Raw genomic sequence first — 21,449 nt, 5'->3', positions numbered from 1 at the left:
TCACCACTTCTGACGGCAGCCGAACCCGAAGGAGGCCCCCGATGGCCGTACGCCGCCGTTCCGCGCGCTCGGCGCGTGCGGAGCGCTTCGCGCCCGACTTCGACCCGGACTTCGGGGACCGCGCGCTGACCGAGGCGCGCCACGACATCGTCATCGGCCGCTGGCAGGGCGTACGGGACCTGCTCGCCGCCACCGGTGACCGGTGGGCGCGCCGCACCCACCGGCTGCGGCTCCTCTCGCACGCGGCCGCGAGCAGCTCCACCGTGGAGACCTGGCGGGCCGCCGAGCCGGGCAATCCCGACGCGGCGGTGCTGCGGGCGGCGACCGAGGTGGTACGGGTCTTCGACGCGGCCATCGCGGCCGGCCGGGGCGCGGCCGTCGAGCGGGGCAGGATCGACGCCGCCGTCGACGCCTGCCGGGGCGCGGCCGAGGCGGCGCCCGCCGACCCGATGCCGTGGGTGTCGCTGCTCTCGGTGGCCAGGCTGTACGAGGGCGGGGTGCAGCGCCGTGAACTACGGCACTGGTTCGACGAGTTGCGGCGCCGGGACCCGTACAACACGGAGGGCCACATCCAGGTGCTGCGCTACTGGTCGGCGCGGTGGCACGGGACGCACGGGAGCATGTACGACTTCGCGCGGGACGCGGCGGGGGTGGCGCCGCCCGGCTCTCCGCTGCCCGTGCTCGTACAGGTGGCCCGGGTGGAGGAGTACCGGTACATCGCGGACGGGGCGCTCGGACGCGGCCCGGTGCGCGGCTTCGACCAGCACTGGAAGCACGAGCTGGCGGTGACGGAGCTGCGGCGCACGCACGCGCGGTGGATCGGCGGGCGCGAGCCGGGGGCGCCGGTGGCGCCGGAAGAGGTCGGTGACCTCAACTTCCTCGTCCACGCGGCCTGCTACGCGGGCCAGGTGGAGATCGCGCGGGAGCTGCTCGGGATGCTCGGCGCACGGGCGGCGTGGGTGCCGTGGGCGTACACCGGGGACCCCGAGGAGCAGTTCGTACGGTTCAGGGAGGGCCTGGGGGTGGAGTGAGGGTGACGTGAGCACTCCACCCCCGGGCGCCGGTGGTGCTAGACGCCGATGTCGCGGCCGTCCGTACGCCACACGGCGACGACCGACGGGCGGACGAGCTTGCCCGGTCCGTCGGGCCACTCCGACTTCGGGTTCTCGACGGAGGCGCCGTCGATCTCACCCGGGTGCTGCACGGCCACCAGGACGCGACGGTCCTGGATGATCGGGCCGCAGGTCTCGGCACCCTTGGGCACGGTCAGGAACTGCTTCAGCTCACCGCGGCGCTCGCCCTGCGTGGCGACGCCGAACAGACCGTCGTGCGAGCCGAGCTGGGCACCGTCCGTGGAGATCCACAGGTTGCCGTGCGGGTCGAAGGCCACGTTGTCCGGGCAGGAGATCTGGGAGACCTTCTCCTTGGGGTAGCCCGCGAAGTAGGTGGCCGGGTCGTTCGGGTCACCGGCGACCAGGAAGAGGCGCCAGGCGAAACCGTCGGAGGACGGGTCGTCCCAGTTCTCGGCGAGTTCGAGGATCTGCCCGTGCTTGTTGAGGTTGCGCGGGTTGGCCTCGTCGGCGCCCGGGTTGGTGCCCTTGCCACGGTTGGTGTTGTTGGTGAGCGCGACGTAGACGCGACCGGTGCGCGGGGACGGCTCGACGTCCTCGGGGCGGTCCATCTTGGTGGCGCCGACCTTGTCACCGGCGAGGCGGGTGAAGACGAACACCTCCTCGGCGGTCATGCCGGGCACGTGCGACTCGGCGCCGTCCGGGCCGGCGGTGGCCAGCGGGATCCACACACCGGACCCGTCGAACTCGCCGTCGGTGGGGTGCTTGCCGGTGCCGTCGATCTCGGCGGCCGGGGAGTCGCCGGTCAGCTTGGCGACGTACAGCGTGCCCTCGTCGAGCAGCGTGAGGTTGTGCTCACGGGCGGCCCGCGAGTTCCCCTTCTTCATCCGCTTGCTGGACACGAACTTGTAGAAGTAGTCGAAGCGCTCGTCGTCACCCATGTAGACGACCGGGCGGCCGTCGTCGGTGAGACGGGGCTGCGCGGCCTCGTGCTTGAAGCGGCCGAGCGCGGTGCGCTTCTTCGGGGTGGAGTCGGGGTCGTACGGGTCGAGCTCGACGACCCAGCCCTGACGGTGGACCTCGTTCGGCTCCTGCTTGAGGTCGAAGCGCTTGTCGAACAGCTCCCACTTGCGCTCGGTGGCACCGGTGCCGACGCCGTACCGCTTGTCGGTGGCGCTGGAACCGTTGGCGAAGTACTGGTTGAAGTTCTCCTCGCCGTGGAGGGTGGTGCCCCACGGGGTGGTGCCGCCGGCGCAGTTGTTGAGCGTGCCGAGGACGATACGGCCCTCGGGGTCGGCCGAGGTCTTGACCAGGTCGCCGCCGGCGGCGGGGCCGGTCAGCTCGAACTCGCTCGTCGTGTGGAGACGACGGTTGAGGTGGTGGCGGGAGACCGGGGAGAGCTTGCCGGTGCGGTGCTCCTCCTGGACGACGACGACCGAGAGGCCGTGCGCGGCCCAGGCGATCTCGACCTGCTCGCGGGTCGGGTTCGCGGCGTCGTAGTTGCGGAACATCAGGACTTCGTCGGTGTACTCGTGGTTCGCGACGAGGACCTGGCGGTTGTGCTCCCCGCGCAACGGCAGCAGGGAGAGGAAGTCGTTGTTGTAACCGAACTGGCCGGCCTGGGCCTTCGCCGTCTGCTTCTCGGAGTCGAAGGCCGGGGCGCCGCGGAGGATCGGCTCGCCCCAGCGGATGACCACGTTCTGCGAGTAGCCGGAGGGGACGGTCACCTGGTCGGCGGTGTTGGGCGCGACCGGGGTGAAGCGGAGACCGCGGGCGCCGTCGGCCTTGCCGCCGTGGCCGTGGCCGTGACCGTGGCCGTGACCGTGCTTGTCGGGACCGGCGACGGCCTCGGGCGCGGTGCTCAGCGCGAGGGCGCTGCCGGCGGCGGAGGCGACCGTCACGACGGCGGCGGCGCGGAGGGCCGAACGGCGGGAGAGGACACCGGCTATGACGTCGCCGGCGTACTCGTTGTCGCTGGTGTTGGGAACCTCGTGGAAGCAGGCGTCACCACAGCGGTAACGGCAGGTGAGAGCGGAACGTCCGCCTCCGTGGGGGTTCGTGCTCAGCAGCGGCAGCAGTTTGCGCACTTCGTCCTCCTCCGGCGCACGCTGCGCCGACATGGTGTCGGGTAAACCTTCGGCGCGACGCTATGTGCGCACATCTGCACAGGGACGGCGACGGAGTGAACGACGAATGAATGCACGGCAACCGGGGGCGACCGGGTCGCCGAGAAGGGGAGGGGTGGCCGCTAACCTTACGTGTCCGCCCTGGCCAGGGATGAACGTCCCGAAACACCCAGTACGGACATTCACACGCACCCCACTCATGCGAAAGGGTTCGCCCATGGGTATTCGGAGCATGCTGCGCAAGGTGTTCGGCCGAGACCGCGAGGAATCCCCGGCGACCTCCGTCGTCCCGCCCCAGACGCGTGAGACCACGTTGACGGCTTCGCCTGCGGAGGCGACGACGGCTTCGGCGACGGTGCCGGTGCCGGCCAGGTCGACGGCGTCGTCCGGGGCCGGGTCCACGTCGGAGTCCAAGTCCGGGGACACGTCGGAGGCGGTGGCGCGCCGGGCGGCGGACGACTTGGTGGCGGCGTCGTTCGACAACCCGCAGATCCCGCGGGCCCGAGCGAAGACACCGTCGGCCACGCCGGAAGCGCCTGCGGCGGAGACGCCTGCCGCTGAGGCGAAGGTGACGGCCGAGGCGGAGACGCCTGCTGCCGCTGCTGAGGCGGCGCCGGTCGAGGCGGACACGGCGGACGTCGAGTCGACGCCCACTGCCGCTGCCGAGGCCAAGGCGGAGCCGGAGTCGTCGGCCGACGCCGAGCCCGAGGCGGAGACCGCGTCCCCGGAGGCGGCCGAGCCGCAGGCCGAGGAGTCGGTGGAGGCGCCGGTGGCCGAGGAGTCGGCCGAGCCGCAGGCCGAGGCCGAGGCCGCCGAGGTGGAGCCGGAAGCGACCGCCGCTGCCGAGGCCGAGGCCGCTGACGCGGTGGAGGAGCCGGAGGCGGCTCCCGTCGCCGAGGCGACCGAGGTCGTGGCGGACGCTCCCGCAACCGAGGCCGAACCCGCCCCGCAGGCACAGGACACCGAGCCCGAGGCCGCTGTCGTCGCCGACGAGGCGGAGCCGGAGGCGACCGTTACCGCCGACACGGCAGAGGAGCCGGAAGCGGCTCCCGTCGCCGAGGCGACCGAGGTCGTGGCGGACGCTCCCGCAACCGAGGCCGAACCCGCCCCGCAGGCACAGGACACCGAGCCCGAGGCCGCTGTCGTCGCCGAAGACACGACCCCGGCGGCAGAGGCCGCCGAGGACTCGCCGGCCGAGGCCGCCGAGGTGGAGCCGGAGGCGACCGCCGAGGCCGAGGCCGAGGCCGACACGGCCGTGGCCGCTGACGCTGACGCGGTGGAGGAGCCGGAGGCCACCCCCGCCGCCGAGGCGACCGACGTCGTGGCGGACGCTCGCGCGACGGAGGCCGAGCCCGCCCCGCAGGAGCAGGAAGCCGAGCCCGAGGCCGACACGGCGGAGCCGCAGGCCGCCGAGCCCGCCGAGGCCGAGCCTCAGGCCCAGGCCGAGGCCGAGGCCCAGCCCGAGCCCGTCGTCTCCGAGGCGCCCGCCCCGGAGCCCGAGTTCGCCGCAGCCGCAGCCGCTGCCGCGGCAAAGGCGGAGCCCGAGCCGGAGGAAGTCACCGTCCCGGCCGCCGGCGACCGCCTCCCCCCGCACCTCGCCGACGCCTACGACGCCGCCGCCGCGCAGCTCAAGGCGCAGGGGCTCGCCGGAGCACGGGCCGCCGTGTACCTCGTGGTCGACCGGTCCGGTTCGATGCGCGGGTACTTCAAGGACGGGTCCGTGCAGCGGCTCGCCGAGCAGGTGACCGCGCTCGCGGCGCACCTCGACGAGGACGCCACCGTCACGACCGTGTTCTTCTCGACGGACATCGACGGAACGGTCGACCTGACCCCCGCCGACCTCACGCCCACCCGTATCGACGAGGTCAACGCCACCCTCGGTCGCCTGGGCCGGACCAACTACCACCGCGCCGTGGAAGAGGTCCTCGCCCACCACGAGAAGGCCGACCCGACCCGCACCGCCCTGGTCGTCTTCCAGACCGACGGCGCGCCGGAGTCGAAGACCGCCGCCACCCAGGCCCTGGCCGAGGCGGCGGAGCGTCCGCTGCACTGGCGGTTCGTGGCCTGGGGCGAGGAGGACAACAAGGCCTTCGACTACCTCCGTAAGCTCGACGGCACTCCCCGTACCGGCACGTACTTCGCGGGCGCGACCCCGGTCGAGACCGCGCACGCGGCCTTCTACGGCGGCCTGCTCGCGGGCCTGGAGTTCTGAGGGCCCTAAGAGGAGTAGTTCAACGGCGCGGGCCGGGTACGGGATCTTCCCGGACCCGGCCCGCGGGCGTGAGGCCCCAACCCCCACGAGCCGGGAGGTGAAGCGACCTTCAGGAGGGGACCTTCAGGAGGCGACCGGCAGGGTCACCGTCACCACCAGCCCGCCACCCTCCCCCGCGCCCCGCGCCACCGCGCCCACGCACCCCCCGTGCGCCTCCGCGATCGACCGCACGATGGACAGTCCCAGCCCCGCGCCCGGCCCCATCCGGTCCCGCCCCTCGCCGCGCCGGAAGGGTTCGAAGAGCCCGGCCACCTCGTCGGGCGGGACGACGGGTCCCGTATTGGTCACCGTCAGGACGCCGCCCTCGGCCCGTACGGCGACTGTGCCGCCCTCCGGCACGTTGTAGGCGACCGCGTTCGCGACAAGGTTCCGTACGAGCTGCCCGAGCAGTACCCGGCTGCCCCGTACGACACCGCCGTCGGCCACCACGTACGCGTCCGCCCACTCCTCCTCGGCGAGCTCCCCGAGCCGCACGTCCTCGCGTTCGGCGAGCCCCCGCTCGCTGCGGGCGAGGAGCAGCAGACCGTCGATGAGGCGTTCGCTGCGCCGGTTGGCGTCGAGGAGCACCTGCCGTACGTCGCAGTCGTCGTCGAGGCCGACCTGGATCGCGACGCGCTGGGTGGCGAGCGGGGTGCGGAGTTCGTGGGAGGCGTTGGCGATGAACCTGCGCTGGCTGTCGAAGGCGGTCTCCAGGCGGCCGAGCAGCGCGTCGATCGTGTCGCCGAGCTCCTTGAGCTCGTCATCGGGCCCGGTGACGGCGATCCGGTCGTGCAGGTTGCGTTCGGAGAGGCGCCCGGCGCGGGCGGTCATCTCGTGCACGGGCCGGAGCACGCGACCGGCGGTCCACCAGCCGACGACGACGGCGCAGCAGGCCATGACGAGCAGGGCGAGGCTCGACCACATGAGCATCTGCTCGCCGGCGGCGCGGCTGATGTCGTCCCCCAGCTCGTACGCCTCGACGACGGCGACCCCGTTCGCCACGCTGTCCGCACGGGCGACGATCGCGTCGGTCTCGTCGTCCGTCCCGGCGAGGACGAGCAGGTTCACGACGAGCAGCAGCACGGTCCCGAGGACCAGGAAGGCACCCCCGTACACGAGCGCGATCCGCGTCCGGATGGTGGACCCGGACCCCAGGTATCCCGAGTCGCCGCCCGGTCTCACAGCTGGTACCCCACGCCCTGCACCGTCCTGATCAGCCCCGGCTCGCCCACCTTCGCGCGCAGCTTGCTCATGCAGACGCGTACGGCGCCGGTGAAGGGGTCGGCGTGGGCGTCCCAGGCGCGGTCGAGGAGCTCCTCGGCGGAGACGGCCGCCCCGTCGGCCTCCAGGAGGATCTGGAGGACGGAGAACTCCTTCGGGGAGAGGTCGAGGTCCCGCCCGTCGCGGGTGGCGGTCCGCCGGACGGTGTCCATGCGGAGCCCGTACCGCTCCAGGAGCGGCGGCAGGGCCGCGCGGGCGGAGCGGCGCCGCAGGGCGCGGACCCGGGAGACCAGCTCGGGGAACTCGAAGGGCTTGCCGAGGTAGTCGTCGGCGCCGAGGTCGAGGCCGGTGACGCGGTCCTCGGTGGCGGCGGCGGCGGTCAGCATGAGGATGCGGGTCGGGGAGCCCTCGGCGACGAGGCGGCGGGCGACGTCGTCGCCGTGGACGCGCGGCAGGTCGCGGTCGAGGACGAGGACGTCGTACGGGTGGAGCCCGAGGTGGTCGAGGGCGGCGTCACCGCTGTGGACGGTGTCGACGGCGAAGCCCGCGCGCCGCAGTCCGGTGGCGACGAGCTCGGCGAGGGGTCGTTCGTCCTCGGCTACCAGTACACGCATGGGGGCCATCCTCCGCCCACGGCGGGCCCACCACCCCGGCGCCCCCGGATATCGATGTGAGTGGATCTTCGTGGGGCCGTTAGGATTTCGACCATGGCGGCCACTGGATCCGAGAAGCAGGGGGCGAAGGCGTTCTACGTCACGACCCCCATCTACTACGTCAACGACGCTCCTCACCTGGGCCACGCCTATACGACCGTCGCAGGCGACGTGCTCACGCGCTGGCACCGTCAGCGCGGCGAGAAGGTGTGGTACCTCACCGGCACGGACGAGCACGGTCAGAAGATCATGCGCACGGCCGAGGCGAACAACGTCACGCCCCAGGCCTGGTGCGACAAGCTCGTCGAGGAGGCGTGGAAGCCCCTCTGGGAGCACCTGAACATCGCGAACGACGACTTCATCCGCACCACGCAGAAGCGTCACACGGACCGCGTCCAGGAGTTCGTGCAGGACCTGTACGACAAGGACGAGATCTACAAGGGCGGCTACGAGGGCCCGTACTGCGTGGGCTGTGAGGAGTACAAGCTCCCCGGCGATCTCATCGAGGCCGAGGACGGCACGAAGCTGTGCGCCGTCCACAAGAAGCCGGTGGAGATCCTCAAGGAGGAGAACTACTTCTTCAAGCTGAGCGAGTACGGCCCGAAGCTGCTGGAGTTCTACGAGGCGAACCCGGGCTTCATCCAGCCGGAGTCGGCCCGCAACGAGGTCGTGAACTTCGTCAAGCAGGGCCTGGAGGACCTCTCCATCTCGCGCTCGACGTTCGACTGGGGCGTCCCGGTGCCGTGGGACGAGAAGCACGTCATCTACGTGTGGATCGACGCGCTGCTCAACTACGCGACGGCCGTCGGCTACAACGAGAACCCGGAGAAGTTCGAAGAGACCTTCCCGGCGAACGTCCACCTCATCGGCAAGGACATCCTGCGCTTCCACGCGGTGATCTGGCCGGCGATGCTGATGGCGCAGGGCCTGCCGGTCCCGGGCCGGGTGGCGGCCAACGGCTGGCTGATGGTCGGCGGCGAGAAGATGTCGAAGTCGAACCTGACCGGCATCAAGCCGCAGGACCTGACCTCGCACTTCGGCGTGGACGCGTACCGCTGGTACTTCCTGCGGGCGATCGCGTTCGGCCAGGACGGTTCGTTCTCGTGGGAGGACTTCTCCGCCCGCTACACGAGCGAGCTGGCGAACGACTACGGCAACCTGGCGTCCCGCGTCGCGGCGATGGTCGGCAAGTACTTCGACGGCGCGCTGCCGGCCTCGACGGCCGACGGTGACGCGGAGAAGGCGATCCACGAGGGCCTGGCCAAGGCCGTCGCGACGGCCGACGCGAAGATCGGCGAGGAGCTGGACTTCCAGGCCGGCATCCTGGCGATCTTCGACTTCGTGAAGCAGGTCAACGGCTACATCACGGAGCAGGAGCCGTGGAAGGTCGCGAAGGACGAGTCGGAGGAGGGCCGGGCCCGCCTGGCGACGATCCTCTACACGGCCGCCGAGTCGCTCCGCGCCGTCGCCGTCCTGCTGAACCCGATCATGCCGGAGACCTCGCAGGCGCTGTGGGACTCGCTGGGCGCCGAGGCGTCCCTGGGCGCGCTGGCCGCGCAGCCGGTCCAGGACGCGGCCGAGTGGGGCAAGCTCCCGGCGGGCGCGACGGTGACGAAGGGCGCGGTGCTGTTCCCGCGCCTGGAGGAGCCGAAGAAGGACTGACGTACGTACGACTGACGTAGGACTGACGTACGAAGAAGGCCGCCGTCTCCGCTGAGCGGGGACGGCGGCCTCTTGCGTACGGTCACCAGGTCACCTGGTCAGCACGAGGGCGGCGACGGCAGGGGCCATGTAGACGAGCGGGAAGGGCACGTGGCCGTAGGAGCGGGCCCGGACGATGGTGATCACGGCGCCGGCGAAGTACAGGATCAGCCCGATCGCGGCGAGGGTGCCGACGACCGGGAGCCAGAACCCGGCGACGAGCCCGAGGGCCCCGGCGGCCTTGGCGGCCCCGAGCCAGTTCCACCACGAGCGCGGGACGCCGTACTGGGCGAGGGGCTCGACGACGAAGGCGGCCTTGAAGAAGATCGCCGCGGCGGAGAACCCGGCCATGAAGGCGGCGACGGCGGTGATGACGACAGCGGTGGTGGACATCTCGGTGAACATCGCGACGGCTCCTTCAGCCTCTCCGTATCCGCCTCGACCGAGCCGGACACAGCACTGACGGAGCGGGGGAGGGATGTGTGACAGCCCGCGCGAAAAACTTCACCGAACCCAGTTCTTCAACGGCTCCGTGTCCAGCTCCATCCCCACCGGCTCCGGCAGGGTGACCGTCTTGCCGAAGGGCACGGTCACGACCATCTCGTACCGTTCGCCGTCCGGCTGGGAGTGGACCTTGACCTCACCGGCGGTCCTGTCGATCAGCAGGTAGACGGGGATCCCGGCCTCGGCGTAGGCGTGCGGCTTCTCCACCCGGTCCCGCCGCCCGGTGTCCGAGTCGCCGGACGTGACCTCGACCGTCATGAGGACCCCGTCGGGACTGGCCCACTCTCCCTGACCGACGAAGGTGTCGAGTGGCACGAGGCAGCCATCGGGGCGGGCGTTGCCCTTGCGGTACTTCTCGACCCTGAGACCTTGGTCGGGATAGAGCCACCAGCCGGCGTCGGCCTGGATGCACAGGCGGGTGAGCCACTCGACGATCCGCCCGTGGTTGCCGTCCGGGGCGGCCCTCTCCCCGATCCTCCCGCCGATGAACTCCAGGCGCAGGGACTCGTCCACGCGTTCGCCAAGACGGGCGAGTTCCTCGAACCCCTCCTGAGACAGAACGCTCACGGCAGACTCCTCCTGGATCGGCGGCGCAGTCGCCACGCCGACACCGTGGCATATGCCAAGAGCCCGGGATCGAGGGATCCGGGCTCTTCACACATGTGGGTTACGGAGGCGGGGCGGGGGATCAGCCGATCGCCGCGTACGAGACGAAGCCCGCCCAGGCACCTGGGGTGAGCGCGAGCTGCGGGCCGTCGAGGACCTTGGAGTCACGGACGTGGACGGTGGCGGGGGTGGTGGCGACCTCGACGCAGGACTCGCCGTCGTTGCCACTGCTGTAACTGCTCTTGCGCCAGGCGACCTCGATGCAGGAGTCACCCTCGCTGCCGCTGCTGTAGCTGCTCTTGAACCAGGCCAGTTCGGAGGCGTCCCCGGCCGAGGTGTTGCGGATCATGTCTCTCCCAGCAGTTGCTCGATGAGGGCCGACGACTCACGGGGGGTGAGAGCCTGAGCCCGGATGATGCCATACCGCAACTCCAGGATATGGAGCTGTTTCCGCTCGGTCACCGGCCGACCGTTGGCCACCACCGGCGAGCGCCCGACCACCGATCCGTCCCCGAACTTCAGCACCTCGATGCCGCCGTCTACTCCTGCGTGTTCCTCGCGGTCCATCGGCATGACCTGAAGCTCGACGTTCCGCATCCCCCCGACCTCCAACAGTCGCTCCAATTGGGGGCGCCGCAGGCTGCGCCCGCCCAGCGGACGGCGCAACGTCCACTCCTCCAGGACGAAGCTGATCTCTGGCGCCGGGTCCCTCTGGAAGATGCTCTGCCGTGCCACACGCCCGGCTGCCATCCGCTCCACCTCGTCCTGCGTATACGCCGGCCGCCGCATCAGCAGCAGCCCGCGCGCGTACTCCGGCGTCTGCAGCAAGCCATGGATGTTGAGCGGGTCGTACAGCTGGATCTCGACCGCCTTCCCCTCCATCTTCGCCAAGGCCCGGACCTTCTTCGGGTAGCGGACCTTGGCCACGTCCTCCTTCATGGCCGAGAGCAAACCCCCCGCCCCCAACACCTCGTCCGCCTTGTCCAGGAACTCGGGTCGTGGGATCCGCTTCCCGCTCTCGATCTTGTAGATGAGGTCCTCGCCGTACCCGGTGGCCGTCCCCAGCTCGACGGCCCGCATCCCCACCGCCTCCCTCCGCAGCCTCAACTGCCGCCCCACAGTCGCGACTACGGCCACACCCCAGTCATCGTCGGGATCGACCTCCCACCCCGGCTCGTCCGCCTCGGTCTTGAGCCGCTGCGCCCCACCGTCCACCGACATACCCGCACCCTTCCCTCGCCCCTTCGTGGCGCGACACCTCCCCCGGGAGGGCTCCGGACAGCCCGGACAGCAGTGGACAAGCCCCGGACAGTCACCCTACGCATCGGCGTCGTCACTGTTCACGCTAAGCGGGGGCGGCCACGCTCGGTGATGTGAATCAGCAGAACACCACCCAAGTCCTTTCGCTCGCACGCCACTTCACGGTCCTCCTGTCACCCACGCCACGCGGGGCCCGGCTCGCCCGACTGCTCGCCGTCGAGTGGCTGCGGGACCAAGAGGTGCCGTACGAGGCGACCGAGGCCGCCACCCACGTCGTCGCCGAACTCGCCGCGAACGCCGCCACGCACGGCCGGGTCGCCGGCCGGAGCTTCCGGCTCGCGCTCCTGGGCCGGGAGGGAGTCCTGCGGATCGAGGTCACCGACACCCGGGGTGAGCGCCTCCCACGCGCCCAACCGCCGCGCCCCGAGGGCGACTCCGGGCGCGGGCTGATCCTGGTCGAGGCGCTGGCGGACAGGTGGGGCGTGGAGCTCGGCCCCGTACCCAGGAAGACCGTATGGGCCGAACTCGATCTTCGGCACCGCTGACCTGCGAAAACGACGCACGCACCGAAACCCGGGAACCCGGGATCCGGTGGGGCGGGCGGTCCTTCCAAGAAACGACGAGAGAGAAAGAACCCTCACCAAACCCCACCCCTCCCGCCCCACCGGCACGCACTCACTCATGCGGGTGAATGACACCAACTCGGCTGGATTCGAGAGGGGTTGCCTGCAATACGCTCAGCCCGATCGGCATATGCCACCGGACATAGGTCGGCCCCCGCAGGGAGGGCAATCCCAAGGCGAGGGCCTGACCACAAGGAAGTAGGAGCTTCCCCATGGGTACCCAGCACACTAGCGCGCAGCCCTCCACCGCGTCCCGTAAGGGCGCGAAGAACCCCACCCCTCGGCGTTCTTGCGGCGGTGTGATTCACGACAACGTCCGGCACACCACCCGCTTCACCGTGGTCGGCAACCACCTCACGCAGCACGCCGCGCTGTCGCTCGTCGCGATCGGTCTCTCCGCGCACATCCAGTCGCTGCCCGCCGGCTCCCCGGTCGACATCAAGACCCTCTCGCAGCGCTTCCCCGAGGGCAGGACGCGGATCGCCGGCGGCCTGCGCGAGCTTGAGGTGCACGGCTACGTGCGCCGGATTCGTGAGCGCACGGAGGACGGCCGGATGGTGACCCGTACGGTCTCCTGCAACCACCCGGGCCGGAGGGGCGACGAGGAGGAGGAGTCGGCGGAGGCGCCCAAGCCCAAGCCGCCCACTCGCCGGACGGCGGAGCCGAAGCGCCGCGCGCTGCCCGCCGTGCCGCAGCCCGCGTACCCGGCGCCCGACCTCCTCGTCACCGCTCTCGGCGTCCTCTCCGGCCTCCGCCGCGAGGACGCGCGCCTGCACCTCTCGGCCACGGACGTGGAGCACCTCGCCCCGGGCGTCGCGGCCTGGCTGGAGCGCGAGCTCACCCCCGCCGACGTACGCCGCGTCCTGACCTTCGGTCTCCCGGCGGAACCCCTGAGCCGCCCGGCCGCCCTCCTGGCCCACCGCCTGAACGCCCAACTCCCGCCCCTCCCGCCCTTCCGCACCCCGGGAGACACCCCGCCCGTCCGACACCCCCTCCAGAACTGCGACACCTGCGACCGCGCCTACCGCGCCCCCGAACCCGGAACGTGCGAAGCATGCACGCCCACGACGTGACGAAATCGGGCGCTTGTTCGTTGCTCGTGCGAATGGCCGCGTGGCAACATGCGTGAGTGAGTCGGAACGGGGACGAAACACCGAAGCCTCAACAATTTGCGCGGCTGGCCGAGTTGGCAGAGGAGCCAGCTCCATTGGTGCGGCCGGAGCCGGAGCCGGAACCGGAACCGAATCCGGCGACCGCGCACGCGCGGACTACCCCGAATGCAAGCCCTGCGGACGAGGCGGCGGTGGCGCGGCGGGAGTTTGCGCGATTGCTCGGTGAATTTCGGCGTACGGCCGTGCTGGTGCCGTTCGACGACCACGGAAGTCTGTGGACGGCGGACTTCAACGGGGTCCGGTGGATCTGCGCCTTCTCGGACGAGGAGGCGCTGGCGCGGTTCGCGGTGGCCCGGGGAGACGCCGGTCGCGAATGGACGTACCGGACGATTCTGGGCGCGCGGCTGCTCGACGTGATGGTGCCGATGCTGCCGGGCCCGGGCGGGGTCGCGCTGGACGCGGGCAGCGCGGACGGGATGGTGTTTCCGCCGGTGGCGGGGATCGTCCCGGACGAGGTGGCGGTGGATCTCGGGGGAACTGCGGAGTTCACGGGGACGGGGATGGGGACGGGGACACGATGAGCGGCGGGAATCAGCCTGATCTCGCGGCGCCGGCGGCGGCGCTTGCGGAGATAGCGAAGGGCATCGACCTGGCGCATGCCGAGCTGAAGGAGCTCGGCATGATCGGAGAGGCGTCGACGGGCCGGGGATTCTCCGATCTCGCCCTGTCCGGCCTTGAGTTGGGGCACGGCGGCCTGACGTCGGAGTTCGAGACGTTCTGCAACCGGTGGGAGTGGGGCATACGTGCGCTGACCCAGCGGGGAAACGGTTTCGCGCAGGCGGTCGGCCTGTCGGCGGGCTCGTTCGCGGAGCAGGAGCAGTACATCAAGGACTCGATCAAGATCGGCGTGAACTCCCTCAACGGAAACCCGCACCTCTCCGAGGACGACGTCAAGAAGATGAGCTGGGACACCGTCCGCGACCAGCACATGTGGGACGACGCCGACTGGAGCCCGGAGTCGTTCGAGGGCGCGCACCAAGAGGTCAAGCAGACCTGGAAGAACACCGCGTACGACGTCGAGGACTCGATGCTCGACGGGCTGGAGCGCTCGGGTGTGATCGATCCGACGACGCGGGACGGAGCGGACCGGAGACTCAAGGACCTGCTTGATCCCGACCAGGCGACCGTCGACCAGGCCGAGCAGCCGCGTTGGGGGGAGAACCGCTGATGGTGGACTTCGGAGGTCTCCTCGACAAGGGCATCGACAAGATCGGTGACGGCATCGACAAGGGCAAGGAGCTGCTCGGCGAGGGCATCGACCACGCCACCGACAAGGTCGGCCAGGGCCTGGAGAAGATCGGTGCGCATGAGATCGCGGACAAGGTCGAGGACTGGGGCGACGAGACCGCGTCCTCCCTGGGCGCGCAGGTCGGGGAGCAGCAGCTCGGGCAGACCGAGGAAGCGAACGAGCTGATCCACGGCAAGCCCGAGAAGATCGCCGAGGCGGTGAAGAACCTCCGGGACTTCCAGCGGGCGTTCGACCTGGTCGGCGGCGGGATGAGGAAGCTCGACGCCGGCCACTGGAAGGGCGAGGCGGCCGACGCGTTCCGGGAGAGGTTCCAGACCCTGCCGACCGACTGGCTGCGCGCGGCGGACGCGATGGAGAACGCGGCCAAGGCACTGGAGACGTACTCCCAGGCGGTCGTGAGCGCGCAGGGCAAGGCGCGTGAGGCGATCGCGCTGTACAAGGAGGGCGACGGGGACTCCAAGGCGGCGGTCGACACGTACAACAAGAAGGTCGACGCCTACAACGCGGCCCGCACCGGCGACAGTCCGCTCCCGGACCCCGGGCCCTTCTCCGACCCCGGCAAGGCCAAGCGGCAGCGGGCAAAGGAGATCCTCAACGACGCGCGGAAGGCACGGAACGAGGCCGGGGACACCGCGAAGGCAGCGGTCGGTGCCGCCCTCGCGCACGCGCCGAAGGAGCCGACGGGCCGCGAGCGGGCCAAGCAGGAGCTGATGGACTACGCCCTGGGCCAGGGCATCGAACTGGCCCACTTCGGCGGCGGAGTCGTCAAGGGCACGGCCGGCCTCCTCAACTTCGTCCGCTCGGTCAACCCGGTGGACCCGTACAACCTGACCCACCCGGCGGAGTACTACAAGGGCGTCAACATGACGCTCGCGGGCCTGGTGTCCACGGCGGCCAACCCGGACCGGGCACTGAAGAACGCCTGGGAGGCTGCGAAGGGCGACCCGTCGGAGTTCCTCGGCCGACTGGCACCGGAGCTGCTCGGGACGAAGGGCGCGGGCGTGATCCGGGGAGGCCTGCGCGCCGGCCTGAAGGACGCGACCACGCACGTGCCGGACACGAGGAAGGCGGTCGGGGACGGGCCGGGCAGCAGCCGTGGGGACCACGAGAAGGACCCGCCGACCACCTGCAAGCAGGGCAAGGAGACGAAGTGCGACCGCGACCCCGTGGACATCGCCTCGGGCCGGGTTCTGCTGCCGCAGAACGACATCGCCCTGCCCGGTTCGCTTCCCCTCGTCTTCCGGCGGACCTTCGACTCCTCGCGCCGCTCGGGACGCTGGTTCGGCCCGACGTGGTCGTCGACGGTGGACCAACGTCTTGAGATCGACTCGGAGGGCGTGGTCTTCAGCTGTGACGAGGGCAGCCTGCTCGCGTACCCGCACCCGGCACCCGGCGTCCCGGTCCTGCCCACGCACGGCAGGCAGTGGCCGCTGGACCGGGTCGGGGACGGCTACACCGTCACGGACCCGGACAGCGGCACGGTCCGGCACTTCACCGACCACGGCGACGAACTCGCGCTCCTGGCCCAGATCGACGACCGCAACGGCCGCTGGATCGGCTTCGAGCACGACGAGTCGGGTGCCCCGACGGCGATCGTCCACCACGGCGGCTACCACCTGAAGCTCACGACGAGCGAGGGCCGGGTCACCGCCCTGCACCTCGCGGGAGCGGCGGCGGACGGCTCCGACCAGGAGATCCTGCGGTACGGCTACACGGACGGCCACCTGACCGAGGTAACGAACTCCTCCGGACGCCCGCTGCGCTTCGGCTGCGACGAACACGGCCGCATCACCTCGTGGACCGACACCAACGGCAGCCGCTTCGACTACGTCTACGACGAACAGGACCGCTGCACCTACCAGTCGGGCACGAACGGACACCTCGAAACCAGCTTCACCTGGGACGACGTCGACCCCGCGACAGGCCTCCGGACGACCTCTCTCACCGACGGACTGGGCCACACCAAGCGGCACGCGATCAACGACCTCGCTCAGGTCGTCGCGGAGATCGACCCGCTGGGCGCGGTCACGCGCTTCGCGTACGACCGCCGCAACAGACTGCTGTCCCGGACGGACCCGCTGGGGCACGTCAGCTCCTTCAGCTACGACGAGCAGGGCCGCCTGACGCTCCTGGAGCGTCCGGACGGCCGACAGGCGCGGGTCGAGTACAACGCCGACGGATTCCCGATACGCATCACCGGCACCGACGGCAATGTCACGCGGCAGACCTTCGACGAGCGGGGCAACCGCACGTCGGTGACGGACCCGTCGGGCGCCCGCACGGAGTTCGCGTACGACGACTCGGGCCGGCTCACGTCGGTGACGGACTCGCTCGGCGCCACCACTCACCTGGTCCTGGACGGCCGGGGACTGCCGGTCGAAATCACGGATCCCCTGGGCGCCACCACCCGCTACGCGCACGACGCCTTCGGCCGCACGGTCCGGATCACCGACGCTCTCGGCGCGGAGACCCGGATGGAGTGGACGGTCGAGGGCAGGCCGTCTCGGCGCACCGCACCCGACGGCACGACGGAGTCCTGGACGTACGACGGCGAGGGAAACTGCCTCAGCCACACGGACGCCATGGGTGCCACGACCCACTTCACGTACACCGACTTCGACCTGATGACGTCCCGCACGGGCCCGGACGGTGTCAGGTACGAGTTCGCCCACGACACCAACCTGCGACTGAAGCGGGTGACTAACCCGCAGGGCCTGACGTGGGACTACGCCTATGACCAGGCGGGCAGGCTGCTCACCGAGACGGACTTCGACGACCGCACACTGAGCTACGGCTACGACACGGCGGGCCGTCTGGTGTCGGGGGCGAACGCTCTCGGCCAGAGGATCCGGTTCGAGCGCAATGCCCTCGGTCGGATCGTCCGCAGGGACGCGGAAGGCGCGGTTACCACCTACGAGTACGACGTCTTCGACGAGCTGGCGGCAGCGAGCGGCCCCGACGCGACGCTCACCCGTCTCCGGGATCGCTACGGCCGCCTCGTCTCTGAGACCGTCAACGGCCGGACGCTCTCGTTCTCGCACGATGGCGTGGGCCGGCGTACGGGACGAACGACGCCAGGCGGTTCGACGAGCACATGGTCGTACGACGCGGCGAGCCGCCGTACGGAGCTGACGTCGTCGGGCCGGACACTGGCCTTCACCCACGATGGCCTCGGCCGGGAAACCACTCGCCGCATCGCCGATTTCGCCGTCCTGGAATCGTCGTTCGACGCGATGGGCCGCCTGACCGCTCAGGAGGTCACCGGCGATTCGGGTCGCCGCCTCCAACACCGGGCGTACACCTATCGCGCGGACGGCGGGCTGGTCGGCATCACAGACGCGCTCTCCGGTGCCCGTCACTTCGATCTGGACGCGGCAGGCCGGGTCACGGCCGTCCACGCACGCGGGTGGACGGAGCACTACGCCTACGACGAGGCAGGAAACCAGACGGAAGCGTCCTGGCCGGCTACCCACCCGTCGCAATCCGCAACAGGTGCGCGTGCCTACCAGGGCACTCGGATCGTCAGCGCGGGTGGCGTCCGCTACGAACACGACGGCCAGGGCAGGATCGTCCTGCGCCAGAAGACGCGTCTCTCCCGAAAGCCCGACACCTGGCGCTACGAGTGGGACGCGGAGGACCGACTCACCGCGGTGACGACTCCCGACGGGACGGTCTGGCGCTACGCGTACGACCCGCTGGGCCGCCGAATATCCAAGCAATCCCCTCTCGAGACGGTCCACTACACCTGGGACGGCACGACTCTCTGCGAGCAGAGCACCGAGAACGTCACCCTCACCTGGGACCATGCGGGCCTGCGGCCCCTGGCGCAGACGGAACACCGCACAGACACGGACGACAGACGCTTCTTCGCCATCGTCACTGATCTGATCGGTACGCCGACAGAACTCGTCGACGAGTCGGGTGACGTGGCCTGGCGCACGCGCTCCACGCTCTGGGGCACCACCACGTGGACCCGCGACGCCACGGCCTACACCCCGCTCCGCTTTCCGGGTCAGTACTTCGACCCGGAATCGGGCCTTCACTACAACCACTTCCGCTACTACGACCCGGAATCGGCGCGCTATCTCAGCCAAGACCCTCTCGGGCTCGCCCCCGCCCCGAACCCGACGACGTACGTCGGCAATCCGCACACGTGGAGCGACCCTCTGGGGCTGGGGCCATGCCCACCCAAGGGCGAGCATTCCAACCCGTTCGAGACTCGCGAGGAGGCTAGAAAAGCCGCCTACGAACTGGCGGGCATCAAACCCGGAGAGGCCGAATTCTGGACCGAATGGGACGTTGGTCCGGACATCACGAGAAAGCACAGTCCGGGATACGTATATTCATCTGAGCCATCACACTGGGGCAGTTTTCGGCAGTATGAGACCCCTCAAGGGTCTCGCGTTGTAGTAGAACACACACACGACCCGGCAGGGCCCCACTTCCATGCGGGCAAGCCCAAGGACGACGACAGTCGCACCTTCGTGAACTTCGGGTGGGACAATTCGAACTACAGAAAGATGGAGCGATATGCAAAGATCAACAAATCAGGAGGAGATCACCATCTGTTCTACAACGAATAGGACTCGCGCGCATGGCTGAGCCGACGAGACACGCCTGGTTGGCCCGTATCTCCGCTACGGGCCTGACAGTTTCCGACGACCCGACACCCGATGATGTCCCCTCTACACAGGAGGCCTGGCAGAGCGTCATCAATTGGGAGGTCGAACCCGTAGCCAAAATCCCCTTGAGTCATCCTCAAGCCCTGCGGGAGGTGGACCGCTACTGGCACGTCCACGCTTTGGAGAATGACCTTTTCAGCGCCGACAATTCCTTCCTGCTGAGCATTTCCGGAACCGGGTCGCAGGCATTCGGATGGGCTCTGGTGAAGTGGTCGCCCGGGGCAGAGCTGTCAGCACGGCTCGTGAACCGTGGCGAGGTGCTGAATTTTGTTTCCATGTCACTGAACGGCAAATCGGTATGCGCCGTGACCGAAGAGGATGACGACTACTGGATCGTCGTCCAGCACCTGCGGTGAAAAGTGCCAACGGACCGCTTGGTCGCGTCGGACAAGCGAAAGGCCCGGAATCCGAGTGGATTCCGGGCCCTTTCAGATCGCGTGCAGATCGCGTGACGACTACCGCGCCGCGTCCGGGTGGACCGCTTCCGCGATGTCGACGGTCTTCTTCTCGACCGGCTTGCGGAGCTGGATGTTCAGCTCGCGCAGGCGGGACTCGTCCAGCTCCGTCGGGGCGCCCATCAGGAGGTCCTGGGCGTTGCCGTTCAGCGGGAAGGCGATGGTCTCGCGGATGTTCGGCTCGTCGGCCAGGAGCATCACGATGCGGTCGACGCCCGGGGCGATGCCGCCGTGCGGCGGGGCGCCGTACTCGAAGGCGCGGAGCATGCCGGCGAACTCGTGCTCGACCGTCTCGCGCGAGTAGCCCGCGATCTCGAAGGCCTTGAACATGATCTCGGGCTCGTGGTTCCGGATCGCGCCCGAGGAGAGCTCGATGCCGTTGCAGACGATGTCGTACTGCCAGCCGAGGACGTCCAGCGGGTCCTGGGTCTCCAGGGCCTCAAGGCCGCCCTGCGGCATGGAGAAGGGGTTGTGCGAGAAGTCGATCTTGCCGGTCTCCTCGTCCTTCTCGTACATCGGGAAGTCGACGATCCACGCGAAGCGGAAGACGTTCTCCTCGAACTGGCCGGCGCGCTTGGCGGCCTCGACCCGGACCGGGCCCATGATCTTGGAGACCTCGTCGAACTCGCCCGCGCCGAAGAAGATCGCGTGGCCGGGCTCCAGACCGAGACGCTCGGTGAGGACCTTGATGTTCTCCTCGGTGAGGAACTTGGCGATCGGGCCGGTGAGGGCGTTGCCCTCGCCGACGCGGACCCACGCCAGGCCCTTCGCGCCCAGGGAGACCGCGAAGTCGCCGAGCTGGTCGAAGAACTTGCGCGGCTGGTCGCCCGTGTTCGGGACGGCGAGCGCGCGGACGTGCTTGCCCGCGAAGGCCTTGAACTCCGAGGCCTCGAAGACGTCGGAGATGTCGACGAGTTCGAGGGCGGTACGCAGGTCGGGCTTGTCGTTGCCGTACTTCAGCATCGACTCGCGGAACGGGATCCGCGGGAACGGCGAGGTGACGTGGCGGCCGCCGCCGAACTCCTCGAAGAGCTCCGTCATGAGCTTCTCGATCGGCTGGAAGACGTCCTCCTGCTCGACGAAGCTCATCTCGACGTCGAGCTGGTAGAACTCGCCCGGCGAACGGTCCGCGCGCGCGTCCTCGTCGCGGAAGCAGGGCGCGATCTGGAAGTACCGGTCGAAGCCGGAGATCATCAGCAGCTGCTTGAACTGCTGGGGCGCCTGCGGCAGCGCGTAGAACTTGCCCGGGTTCAGACGGGACGGGACGACGAAGTCGCGGGCGCCCTCGGGGGAGGTCGCGGCGAGGATCGGGGTCGCCATCTCGTTGAAGCCGAGGGCCACCATCTTGGAGCGGATGGAGGCGATGACGGCGGAGCGCAGCATGATGTTGCGGTGCATGCGCTCGCGGCGCAGGTCGAGGAAGCGGTACTCCAGGCGCCGCTCCTCGTTGACGCCGTCGTCGGCGTTGATGGTGAAGGGGATCTGCTTCGCGGCGCCCAGGACCTCGACCGTGAGGGCCTCGATCTCGATCTCGCCGGTGGCGAGCTCCGGGTTGACGTTGTCCGCGCCACGCGAGACGACCTTGCCGTCGACGCGGACGACGGTCTCCTTCGTCAGCTTGTCGAGGACCTCGGCCGCGGCGGTGCCGGGCCGGGCGACGAGCTGCGTGATGCCGTAGTGGTCGCGCAGATCGATGAAGAGGATGCCGCCCAGGTCGCGCCGATTGTGCAGCCAGCCGCTCAGCCGGACGTCGGTGCCGACGTCAGAGGCGCGGAGCTCGCCGCAGGTGTGGGACCTGTACCGATGCATCGTCGTTCATCCAGTCTTCGGGATCTGTGGTCGTGGGACGCCGCCCTGTGGCCCCTGTCACAGATGT

At 69.9% G+C, this 21,449-nt stretch carries 17 protein-coding genes; 9 read left to right on the top strand and 8 right to left on the bottom strand.

The genetic code is table 11. The annotated features are described in order from the left end of the window. The first annotated feature begins 41 nt into the window (after nt 1-41). On the top strand, nt 42-1,031 hold the full coding sequence (locus N5875_RS20155; protein WP_338495234.1) for a hypothetical protein: 990 nt from the start codon (nt 42-44) through the stop codon (nt 1,029-1,031). 38 nt (nt 1,032-1,069) lie between these two features. On the opposite strand, the gene N5875_RS20150 is transcribed toward N5875_RS20155, so the two are convergent. Then, complete coding sequence (locus tag N5875_RS20150; RefSeq protein ID WP_338499212.1) at nt 1,070-3,157, bottom strand: PhoX family protein; 2,088 nt, start codon at nt 3,155-3,157, stop codon at nt 1,070-1,072. A 256-nt stretch (nt 3,158-3,413) separates the two neighbouring features. Between N5875_RS20150 and N5875_RS20145 the strand changes: the two genes are divergently transcribed. Continuing rightward, nucleotides 3,414-5,408, top strand: a complete 1,995-nt coding sequence (locus N5875_RS20145; RefSeq protein WP_338495232.1) for a VWA domain-containing protein — start codon at nt 3,414-3,416, stop codon at nt 5,406-5,408. 123 nt (nt 5,409-5,531) lie between these two features. Here N5875_RS20145 and N5875_RS20140 read toward each other — a convergent pair whose 3' ends face one another. Together N5875_RS20140 and N5875_RS20135 are read right to left on the bottom strand one after the other, a co-directional pair. Further along, entirely contained in the window at nt 5,532-6,629 is a 1,098-nt protein-coding gene (locus N5875_RS20140) for an ATP-binding protein (RefSeq protein ID WP_338495230.1), read from the bottom strand. After that, nucleotides 6,626-7,282 carry a response regulator transcription factor gene (locus tag N5875_RS20135; protein WP_318208161.1) on the bottom strand — a complete coding sequence of 219 codons (657 nt, stop codon included), beginning with the start codon at nt 7,280-7,282 and terminating at the stop codon, nt 6,626-6,628. Before N5875_RS20135 ends, N5875_RS20140 begins: the two co-directional genes overlap by 4 nt. A gap of 93 nt (nt 7,283-7,375) precedes the next feature. Between N5875_RS20135 and metG the strand changes: the two genes are divergently transcribed. Next, complete coding sequence (gene metG, locus N5875_RS20130) at nt 7,376-8,983, top strand: methionine--tRNA ligase (protein WP_318208162.1); 1,608 nt, start codon at nt 7,376-7,378, stop codon at nt 8,981-8,983. Between the two features lie 90 nt (nt 8,984-9,073). On the opposite strand, the gene N5875_RS20125 is transcribed toward metG, so the two are convergent. The 4 genes from N5875_RS20125 to N5875_RS20110 all read right to left on the bottom strand — a co-directional run bounded on the left by N5875_RS20125 (nt 9,074) and on the right by N5875_RS20110 (nt 11,353). Then, entirely contained in the window at nt 9,074-9,427 is a 354-nt protein-coding gene (locus N5875_RS20125; protein ID WP_338495227.1) for a DoxX family protein, read from the bottom strand. 99 nt (nt 9,428-9,526) lie between these two features. Then, nucleotides 9,527-10,093 carry a Uma2 family endonuclease gene (locus N5875_RS20120; protein ID WP_338495225.1) on the bottom strand — a complete coding sequence of 189 codons (567 nt, stop codon included), beginning with the start codon at nt 10,091-10,093 and terminating at the stop codon, nt 9,527-9,529. A gap of 121 nt (nt 10,094-10,214) precedes the next feature. Next, nucleotides 10,215-10,481, bottom strand: coding sequence for a DUF397 domain-containing protein (locus N5875_RS20115; RefSeq protein ID WP_338495223.1), 267 nt, complete (start codon nt 10,479-10,481; stop codon nt 10,215-10,217). Further along, nucleotides 10,478-11,353, bottom strand: a complete 876-nt coding sequence (locus N5875_RS20110) for a helix-turn-helix transcriptional regulator (protein ID WP_338495221.1) — start codon at nt 11,351-11,353, stop codon at nt 10,478-10,480. The genes N5875_RS20115 and N5875_RS20110 overlap by 4 nt, the downstream gene beginning before the upstream one ends. Nucleotides 11,354-11,505: 152 nt before the next feature. Between N5875_RS20110 and N5875_RS20105 the strand changes: the two genes are divergently transcribed. From N5875_RS20105 to N5875_RS20080, 6 genes are all read left to right on the top strand, one after another. Then, nucleotides 11,506-11,937, top strand: a complete 432-nt coding sequence (locus N5875_RS20105) for an ATP-binding protein (protein ID WP_338495219.1) — start codon at nt 11,506-11,508, stop codon at nt 11,935-11,937. Between the two features lie 290 nt (nt 11,938-12,227). Next, nucleotides 12,228-13,088 (top strand): helix-turn-helix domain-containing protein, encoded by an 861-nt coding sequence (locus tag N5875_RS20100; RefSeq protein ID WP_338495218.1) that lies wholly within the window; start codon nt 12,228-12,230, stop codon nt 13,086-13,088. 56 nt (nt 13,089-13,144) lie between these two features. Beyond that, nucleotides 13,145-13,708, top strand: a complete 564-nt coding sequence (locus tag N5875_RS20095; protein WP_338495217.1) for an SseB family protein — start codon at nt 13,145-13,147, stop codon at nt 13,706-13,708. Further along, on the top strand, nt 13,705-14,355 hold the full coding sequence (locus tag N5875_RS20090) for a hypothetical protein (RefSeq protein WP_338495215.1): 651 nt from the start codon (nt 13,705-13,707) through the stop codon (nt 14,353-14,355). Before N5875_RS20095 ends, N5875_RS20090 begins: the two co-directional genes overlap by 4 nt. Continuing rightward, entirely contained in the window at nt 14,355-19,019 is a 4,665-nt protein-coding gene (locus N5875_RS20085; RefSeq protein ID WP_338495213.1) for a putative T7SS-secreted protein, read from the top strand. Before N5875_RS20090 ends, N5875_RS20085 begins: the two co-directional genes overlap by 1 nt. A gap of 11 nt (nt 19,020-19,030) precedes the next feature. Next, nucleotides 19,031-19,474 (top strand): hypothetical protein, encoded by a 444-nt coding sequence (locus N5875_RS20080; RefSeq protein WP_338495212.1) that lies wholly within the window; start codon nt 19,031-19,033, stop codon nt 19,472-19,474. Between the two features lie 99 nt (nt 19,475-19,573). On the opposite strand, the gene aspS is transcribed toward N5875_RS20080, so the two are convergent. Continuing rightward, nucleotides 19,574-21,382: an aspartate--tRNA ligase gene (aspS, locus tag N5875_RS20075; protein ID WP_318208172.1), complete on the bottom strand. Its 1,809-nt coding sequence runs from the start codon at nt 21,380-21,382 to the stop codon at nt 19,574-19,576. Nucleotides 21,383-21,449: the final 67 nt, after the last annotated feature.

Origin of the sequence: Streptomyces sp. SJL17-4, from assembly GCF_036826855.1 — a bacterium.
Classification (GTDB): Bacteria; Actinomycetota; Actinomycetes; order Streptomycetales; family Streptomycetaceae; genus Streptomyces.
This window is presented reverse-complemented; position numbering and strand designations above follow the sequence as displayed.